This window comes from Zavarzinella formosa DSM 19928 (assembly GCF_000255705.1).
GTDB classification, from domain to species: domain Bacteria; phylum Planctomycetota; class Planctomycetia; order Gemmatales; family Gemmataceae; genus Zavarzinella; species Zavarzinella formosa.
This window is the reverse complement of the sequence record NZ_JH636462.1, coordinates 5,862-12,450: the sequence shown is the minus strand read 5'-3', so window position 1 is coordinate 12,450 and position 6,589 is coordinate 5,862. Positions and strand designations below refer to the sequence as shown.

Annotated in this window: 1 protein-coding gene; it reads left to right on the top strand. The window is 66.1% G+C overall.

Going from position 1 to position 6,589, the window contains the following annotated elements:
• Nucleotides 1-58: 58 nt before the first annotated feature.
• Nucleotides 59-6,589: hypothetical protein (locus BGIM_RS65465; protein WP_238537857.1), on the top strand; the 6,531-nt coding region annotated here is incomplete at its 3' end.

Genomic DNA, 6,589 nt, shown 5'->3' with positions numbered 1-6,589 from the left:
CAGCGACCTCGCGGCGATTCCGGCGTCGGTCGCTGGGCCCGCCGCAGGCTCGTCGGCCGTGGTTCTTTTTGCGGCCTTGACGCCGGGGGCCGCCTCGGCCGGGGTCGTGCCGGGCATTTACAAGAGCGTCGACGGCGGGATCGGCTGGTCCTTGGTCTCGACGAGCATGAACAACTATCTCAAAGACGCGACCCGCATTCGCTTCGCCGTCGGCACCACCGCCGTGAAGGGCGGGCAATTTGCCCTGTACGCCGGCGTCATCAAAGCCGCCGTGAAGGGGGATGCCGTTGACGGAATCCTCCGGTACGACAATCTCGCCGCCAAACTGAATTTGACCCAAGTCGCCAGTTCGCTCGGAGCGACTGTAAACCCCGGGGGCCAAGCCGAGACTCATTTCTCAATCACCGTTGATCCGGTTGACTTGTACACGGTCTACTTCGGCGGGGACAGAAACGGAACGATCTATCGCTTCAATTCCAAGGATATCAAGTCCGCTTTCGTGAAGTTGACAGGCGCCGACGCCCCCGGCGCCGGCCCCGGACCGGGGGCGGTTGTCACGCAAGGGCAGGCAAACTTCAACGCCAAGACTTTTCCGGCGAACGCCAAATACCAGTACGCGATCTCGTACGTCGATTCGGCCGGCGAGGAATCGGTCCGCTCGCTCCCCCTGTCCGTCAAGATCGCGGGCATACTCGGGCATGGGGGCGCCGACTCCATCACCCTCTCGAACCTCACCGCCGGCGTCCCGCCCACCGCCCGGTCGATCAAAATTTTCCGGACGAAGGCCGACGGGACCGCGTTCTACTTTGTCGCGTCGGTGGACGGAGACGTCACGGCCTACGTGGACACCGTCGCGGACAAGGCTCTCGGCGACAGCGAGACGAACCAGGCGGGCTTCAACCCCGCCCTGCTATTCAAAAACGATAATCCCCCGACCTTCACTGATCTGACGACCAGCCCGTCGGGCGCGGGGCTTGCTCACAACACAGCCTACACATATTCCTTGGTCTTCGTCACGGCCAGCGGCTTCCGTACTCTGCCCGAGACATTCACCGAAACGACCGGGTCGAACACTGACGGGTGGCGCATCAGCCTGCCGGGCTGGAACCCCGGCCCCGGCCCCGGCACCTACCCCGGCCACTTTCTGATCTACCGGACCGGGGCCAGTGACACGACGCCCCGCTTCGTTGGCGTCGTGAACGCCCCCGTGAAAGGCATCGCGGACCCCTACCCGAAAAGCTTCGTCGACCAGACGCCGGATTCCCAGCGGGGGCCGACGCTCGCCCCGGTCGGGACGACCCCGCACGCCGACTCCCGGTCACTGGTCTTTATTGACGGCAAACTGACCGAGACGGACGACGGGGGGATCTTCCAACTCACCAACCCGAACAGTGCGACCGCGCCTGCTTACTGGCAGTCGCTCAACGGCGACCTCGGCAACCTCGAGGCCTACTCGGTCGCCTACGACCCGCTCGCCAAGGTTGCTCTCGCGGGCAATCAAGACAACGGCTCGATCGTTCAGACGGCGCCCGGGTCACAGGCGTGGACCAACGTCCTCGGCGGCGATGGCGGCACTCAGGCGGTCGCCGTCGTCAAGCCGAACACGGCAGATCAGACGGTTTACCGCTATGCGTTCGGCAATAACTTCAAATTCATCGAGCGGTCCGCCGAGACGTCCGACGGCGTCGTGGGGCCGGACGTCGAGCTCAAATTTGCCAAGGCGGAGACGCCGACGGTGGAGCGGAGCGGCCTCGACGCCGCCGACCAGGCATATGACGGCTTCGGCGGGATCCAAGGCGCCGTCAACGCCGTCAATGGCCAGTTGCTTCTCGGGTTCAACGGCGTTTACGTCAGCTCAGACTACGGCGACACCGTCCAAGCCATCAAACAGCCGCTGGCCGAGGCGCAGCCGAACACTTCCTTGGTCACGGCGCTCGCTTTCGGCGGAATGGACGGCGCCACGCCCAACCCGAATGTCATCTACGCGGCCCGCGGGAACGTCATCTACGTGCGAACGGGAGCGGGCGAGGCATTCGACCTCGCATCCAGGGCCTTGCCCACGAACATTTCGTCGATCGTCCTCGACCCGAAGAACTGGCGCGTCGCCTACGCGGCCGGGGGCGGCTCCGTCTACGCGACGGTGGACGGCGGCGTGAAATGGACAAACATCACGGGCCGGCTCGCGCCGTTCGACGCCCGGCTGGACGCTGTGCAAATCGTCAAGCTTCCCGCCTCCGCCGGCTTCCCCAACGGCCGTGACTCGCTGCTCGTCGGCGGGGCGAACGGCGTCTTCGTGGCGTACAACCCGCTCGGCGTTCCGGACGGGACAAACGCCTATCAGAAACTTCCGGACGATGAGCAGTCGCCCTCGCCCCCGCTCGCTTGGACCGCGTTGAACGGCTCCCAAGGCAAGGTTCTGCCAAACGCCTTGGTCACCCAGATCAGCTACACCCCGAAGATGCCGTTGAACGTGGCCGGGGCCCTGAACCAAGACAGTGGGGACGTGCTGGTCATCAGCACGCTCGGCCGCGGGAATTACGAGATCGACCAAGCGTCGGAAAAATTGGGCTCGGTCGGCGTCCTGTCCATCACAGGGGCCTCTCCCAACGCCGGCGTCGTGATCCAGCCGAACGCGGCCAACCCCCAATTGATCGACGTCGTGGTCACGGACCCCGCCGTCAACAACGGCGCCCCCAAAACGACCTCGTACCCGGCCCGGTCTGTGCTCGGCATCCAAGTCTCGAATCTCGGGGCTAGCGCCACCCTGACCATTGACACGAGGCTTACCGTCCCGGGCGGCATCACGTTCGACGGCGGGAAGACCACGAAATTGACGTTCCAGTCATCCCAGTCCGCCACCGCGACCAACGATGGCAGGAAAATTAGCGTCACGAGGCCCGACGGCAGCCTCCTGACCGTCAATTACACCAACTCCGGTTTCATATCGAACCTGCCCCCTCGCCCCAAAGCCACGGGGATCGTCAACGCGCTCGTGAGAACGAAAAGTCCGCAGCTCCGGGCGCCAACCGGGCCGCTCGGAAATTTCCTCCGCCCGGAGGAGACGGCGCCGATCGCCGACCCGGACGCCGACCCGGACGCCGACCCGGACGCCGGGGGGGCGGCGCCGGAAGGCGAGGACGACGCCGGACTCTTCGAGCGGATGTTCGAGGCGCGCGAGGGTGGCCCGGACCCCGACGACATCGACAGCATCGACCAGCTCAGGCAGTACGTGTTGGGCCTGAGCGACCCGGGCGCCGCCGGCTCGTTCCAGTACGACGCGGCGACGGACGAGTACGACATCACCATCAACCGCACCCTCGACGGCATGGCGGACCTTGACGCCGAGGCGCTCGGCGGCACCGTGACCCTCGAGGGCAGCGTCGACATGAGCGCGCTGGTTCACCTCCATTTGGTGTTCGGTGTCGACGACCAAGGGCTGTACGTCGACACTGCCGCGCTCGCCGGCCGGCCCGTCCTCTCGCTCGACCACATCGAAGCGGACCCCGACGACGATGTGACCGCCGTCGGCGATTTCGGGATATTCAACGTCACGGCGTCCGACTTGGAGGTCGCCGTCGACCCGGGAATCGGCCTGGCCGACACGCTGCCGCTCCGGTTCCTCGACAGCGACACGGGCGTGATGAGCGGCCGGCTATACGTGCGGGACTTCGCCGCCATGGCCGACATGGCCACGACCTCGCTCGTCGCGGCCCCCGGACAAACGGCGTCCCTCTCGGCCAACGTCAGCCTCGACAGCGGGCTGCTCGGCTCGCTTGTCCCCGATTCGCTTAAAAACAAGAGCCTGACGTTCACCTTCAATGACTTGAACGAACCGGACGACGTGACCATTTCCGGCCCCGGTTTCAGCTCGGTCAGCGACCTGATCAATCAGTCCAAGACGGAAATCCTCTCGGGCCTGAGCCAGCTCGCCACGCTCGGCAAAGAGATCGACTCCTCGGCGGGCATGAACACCAAACTCCCGGTGATCGACCGGTCGCTGGGCAGCTACGTGCAGGCCGGCGACATCTTCGACACCGGCCTCTACCAGCCGGTGAAGGCTTATTTCGCCTCGCTCGACGTTTCCGGGGAACTCCCGACGGTGGACGGCCTGCTTGATGCGATTCGCGGGGGAGCGGCGCCTCGCGGCGACCTGAGCGTGTCGCTGGCTCCGGGGCTGGACCTCTCCGTGGAAAACGGGGCGCTGCTGCTCAGTTACGCCTTCACCGCCACCCGGACCGACCCCGTCGCGCTGGACCTCGGCGCCGGCAGCGGCACGCCCCTGTCGCTCAACGCCGACCTCGCCGTGGACCTCGAAACCAAGTTCAACTTCGACGCCTCGATCGGGATCGACCTCGCCAAGCTGGTCAAAAAAGATTACAGCAACGCCTTCTTCGTCAAGCTCAACACGTCGCCGACAGTCACGGCGAGCCTCCTCGACGACGGCCAGGGGCTGAGCCTGAACGCCAACATCGGCGCGCTCAAGGTTGGCGGCCAGGTGCTCGGGCTGCCCGTTGACCCGACCGACCCCACCGGTTCCCGTCTGGCGCTGCTACAGGCATCGGTGAGCCTCGGCCTGGCCCACGACAGCACGGGAAGGACCACGCTCAACAAATTGTTGAACACGCCGGTCACGCAGTTGATCGTCCCGACCGTCGACGCGCGGCTCGGGCTGGATATCCCCATCACGGCGTCCCTGGCGCTCTCCTCGGGCCGGACCTACGACTTCACCGCCGACGGCCAGCCGGAGTTGATCATTCAGGCCGACCACCTGTTCTCCGCCGCGCCCAAGGTCACCACCAAGAACTTCGACACCCTGCTCAGTTTCCGCAACTTGTCCGCCTCGGCCCTGCTGGCGGCGCTGGACCAGTTCTCCGCCTACCTGGGCCAGTTCGCGAACTCCGACGCCTTCAACGAGCCGATCCCGTTCGTCAAGGGGAAGACCCTCGGCAGCGTGGTCAATCTCGTGGCCTCCTACGCCAACGAGGTGGCCGGGCTGACCGCCCCGTCCGGCGCGCCGGCGTTTGACAGCATCCAAGATCTGGAGGAGGCGAACAGCGAGACCGGCGCCGACCCGATCAGCTTCAACTTTAACCCGGCCTTCGAGACGAGCACGGGGGCGAAGGTTCCCGCGCTGGAGCTGACGTTCAACTATGCCGGCACGTTCGGCGGGACGACCACCGGAGTCATCCGTGGAAACAGCCTGGTCACGGCCCTCGACGAGACGACGCCGCTGACCTCGATCAATGGCGGCGCGGGAGTCCGGTTTTCCGCCACGCACGGGGCGGACCTGAGCATCGCCCTGGCCGACGGGACGACCTTCACCGTCACGTTTGACCCGAACAACACCAAGACCATCGGCGACGTCATCACCCAGATCGACGATGCCCCGGCAAACAACGGCCGGCTCGGGGCGGCGCTCAACCGCGACAAGAACGGCCTGGAACTGACCGACCAGACGCTGGGGACCAGCCTGTTCAACGTGCTCGGCGTCCAGGGGTCCGGCGCCGCGTTCGACCTCGGGCTGATCGGCAGTGGATTCCGCAGCCAGATCCTCGACCCGACGACGCCCGTTTCCCGTCTGAACAACGGGCTTGGCGTTTCGTTCGCGAGCGGCACCGGCTCCGACCTCATGGTCACGCTCGCCGACGGAACCCGCCTGCCGATCACCTTCTCAAATCCCGAGACCATCGCCGACCTCATCAGTCAGGTGGCCGCCGCGCCGGGCAACAGCGGCAAGCTGTCGCTCGGCTTCAACGCCATTCGCAACGGCCTGGCCCTGATCGACACCACGACCGGGTCCGGGCGCCTTTCCGTGCAAGCGGTCCCCGGCTCGGCGGCCGCCGCCGGACTCGGCCTCATCGGGTCAGCCGCCGGCGCGATTAACGGCCAAAACCTCAATCCGCTCTTGTTCCGGCTCACCGGCCAGAGCCTCAACCCGATTGCCGACCGGTCCAACGAGTTGTCGGACCTGAACGCCGGGGCGGGCGTGTCGTTCCAGGGGGACAGGGGCAACGACCTCGAAATCCGGGCCGGCGACGGCACGGTCATCGACGTCGGCCTCGGGGGGATCACGACTGTCGGCGGGGTGATCGACGCGATCAATGCCGCTTCGACCAAGGTTGTCGCCACGCTGGTCAAGACGGGACTGATCCTGACCGACACCACGGGCGCGCACACGGTCCCGTTTAGCGTCGAGTCGCTCGACGGATCCGCCGCCGCGGCCGAGTTGGGGCTTGACCAGGCGCCGATCACGGCGCCGGTCAACTTCAACTTCGATTTGGGCGGTTTGGCCGGGCTGAAGACGGACAGCACGGTCTTCCTCCAGGCGAACGTGAACGCGGGCTTTACCTTGGGGATCTTGCTGCGGCCGCTGAGCGCAAGCACTGCGTTGACGGCCGCGACCCGACTTGCCACCCTCCAAGACGGCGAGGGCATCAAGTTTGCCGCAAACGGGAAAGCCGACCTCCGCGTCGCGCTCCGCGACGGCACAAGTGTCGATGTCAACCTGCACGGGACCACGACGATCGGCGCCGTCCTCGCCAAGCTCAACGCCGCGGCGCGGGGCCGGCTCACGGCGGCCGTCAGCGCC